The organism is Streptomyces sp. NPDC057638, assembly GCF_042800315.1.
Classification (GTDB): Bacteria; Actinomycetota; Actinomycetes; order Streptomycetales; family Streptomycetaceae; genus Streptomyces.
The window spans coordinates 1-2,253 of sequence record NZ_JBHVHF010000560.1; the positions used below are offsets into that span (position 1 = coordinate 1).

The window sequence follows — 2,253 nt, forward strand, 5'->3', positions numbered from 1 at the left end:
AGCCGGAGCCGACCCGGGACCAGGACGCGGTCCGGATGGCCGCGTGCGGGCCTCCCGCCACGATCGCGCGGCGCCTGGCGGCGGGCACGGGACGTCAGCGCGACGAGCTGAAGCTGGCGGTACGGGCGTGGCGCACGGGCGGCGCTGTGGCGCTCACCGTCCTCGACGGGACATGGGCGCCATCGCCGGAGGAAGCGGCCCGGGCGCAGGCGGCGCTGGCGTCGGCCTGGGAGCCGTCCGATCGTCCCCGGCTGCGCGCCCTCGGCGTGGGCCACTGGAGCGTCGAGACGCCGACCGGCGCGGCGGTGGGGGTACGGCTGGGGCCGGACGGACGTTTCTGGCCCTGTCGTGAGGAAGACGGCCGCTGGGTGCCCGCCGGGCCCGCCGCCTCCTGTCCCGCTGTGGCGCTCGCCGAGATGTAGCGCGGGACGGGTGGCGGCCGTGGGGCCGTACGGGTGAGCCGAGCGCACATCCGTACGCCCCCACGGGGCCGTGTCGCGGGCACCTCGCGCACGACACCGGAGAACCGGTGGCGCCGACGTCCCGGGGTAACGGCGGTCGTCGGGAGATCCTGTGCCGATCTTCCGTCAACCCTCGTCAGAAGGGGTCCCATGGACCGTAGAAGACTGCTCCGGGGTACCGCCGCCGTGACGGTGGCGGGCCTGCTGATGCCGCCGGGGCGCGCCGAGGCCACTCCGTCCCGGGCGAAGCCGGGCAACACCGCCTCCCTGGGCGCGCGCGCCGAGACCGACTACCCGCTGGCGCAGTGGCTGCCCGCCGCCACCTCCAACTACACGGCGTCGAGCCGCCCTTCCTCATACTCCGTGGACTACGTCGTCATCCACGTCGCCCAGGAGACGTTCGCCGATACGGTGCGGATCTTCCAGAATCCGGCGAAGAAGGTGTCCGCGCACTATGTGGTGCGTTCCACGGACGGCCATGTGGCCCAGTGCGTACGGGAGCGCCACGTCGGCTGGCACGCGGGCAACTGGGACTACAACACGCGCAGCGTCGGCATCGAGCACGAGGGGTGGGTGGACCAGCCCGTGTACTTCACCGATGTCCTCTACGAGCGTTCGGCGGCCCTGACGGCGTCCATCTGCGCCCGCTACGGGATCCCCCGTACGCGCTCGCGGATCATCGGCCACCATGAGGTGCCCGGAGCCGACCACACCGATCCGGGGCGGCACTGGGACTGGACCCGCTACATGCGTCTCGTGAACTCCTTCTGACCCGGGCGGCACACGGTCCTCCCGGGGCTCGGGGGCACGCTTGTCGGGCCGATGGGCCAGAGGCGACGATGGGCCCGGGAGGCCGATGTGAGCGACGCGTGGGTGGCGTTGGAGGCGGGCACGGATCCGACCGAGCGGAGCGCCGTCCTGCGGCGCGCTTACGACACGTATCTGACGGCGGGCCGGGTCGAGCGGCCCGTACGGCCGGTGGTCGCCGACTCCTGGCGGCGTTCGACGCGGGCGCGGGTCAGCCCGGAGGGCACAGCGGGCGTCGAACTGGGCGACGACGCGCTGATCGCCTATCGCGAGGCACATCCGCTGGCCCGGGTCATGCCGGTGGTGCGGGAGCTGACCGGTGGTTACGCGCGCGATGGCGCGCACCTGGTGGCGGTCTGCGACGCGCAGGGGCGGCTGTTATGGGTGGACGGTCCACCCGCGGTCCTGCGGGCGGCGGGCCGGATGAACTTCGTACCGGGAGCGCGCTGGGCGGAGGCCGTGGCCGGGACCAACGCGCCCGGCACCGCGCTCACCGTCGGCCGACCCGTCCAGGTCTTCGCCGCCGAGCACTTCCGCCGTCCGGTCCAGGAGTGGACCTGCGCGGCCGCCCCCATCCACGACCCGGCGACCGGGCGGGTCCTGGGCGCCATCGACATCACCGGCGGCGACCGGCTCGCCCATCCCCACAGCCTGGCCTTCGTGACGGCGGTGGCCCGGGCCGCCGAGTACCAGCTGGCGCTGCTCGCGCCACCCCCGGACGCGGCGCGTGTCCGGCTGTCGGCGCTCGGCCGGGACGAGGCACTCCTGGTGGCGGCGGGCCGAAAGATCCGTCTCAGCCGCCGTCACAGTGAGATCGTCGTCCTCCTGGCACAGCGCCCTGAGGGCGTCGGCGGGGACGAACTCCTCCTGGAACTGTACGAGGACGAGTCGGTGACCCCGGTGACGCTGCGGGCCGAGCTGTCCCGGCTGCGGCAGGCGCTCGGCCAGCCGGTAGGGGCGTTGCTGCGGTCGCGCCCCTACCGGC

General features: G+C 74.0%; 2 protein-coding genes and 1 pseudogene. All 3 read left to right on the plus strand.

Annotated elements, in window-relative coordinates:
- Positions 1 to 422 (plus strand): annotated as a pseudogene (locus ACFVIM_RS34735) (SWF or SNF family helicase); the annotation flags it as partial.
- 189 nt (positions 423 to 611) lie between these two features.
- Positions 612 to 1,232, plus strand: coding sequence for an N-acetylmuramoyl-L-alanine amidase (locus ACFVIM_RS34740; RefSeq protein WP_384310271.1), 621 nt, complete (start codon positions 612 to 614; stop codon positions 1,230 to 1,232).
- Positions 1,233 to 1,319: 87 nt separating this feature from the next.
- On the plus strand, positions 1,320 to 2,253 hold a 934-nt coding region (locus tag ACFVIM_RS34745), incomplete at its 3' end, for a GAF domain-containing protein (protein WP_384310274.1).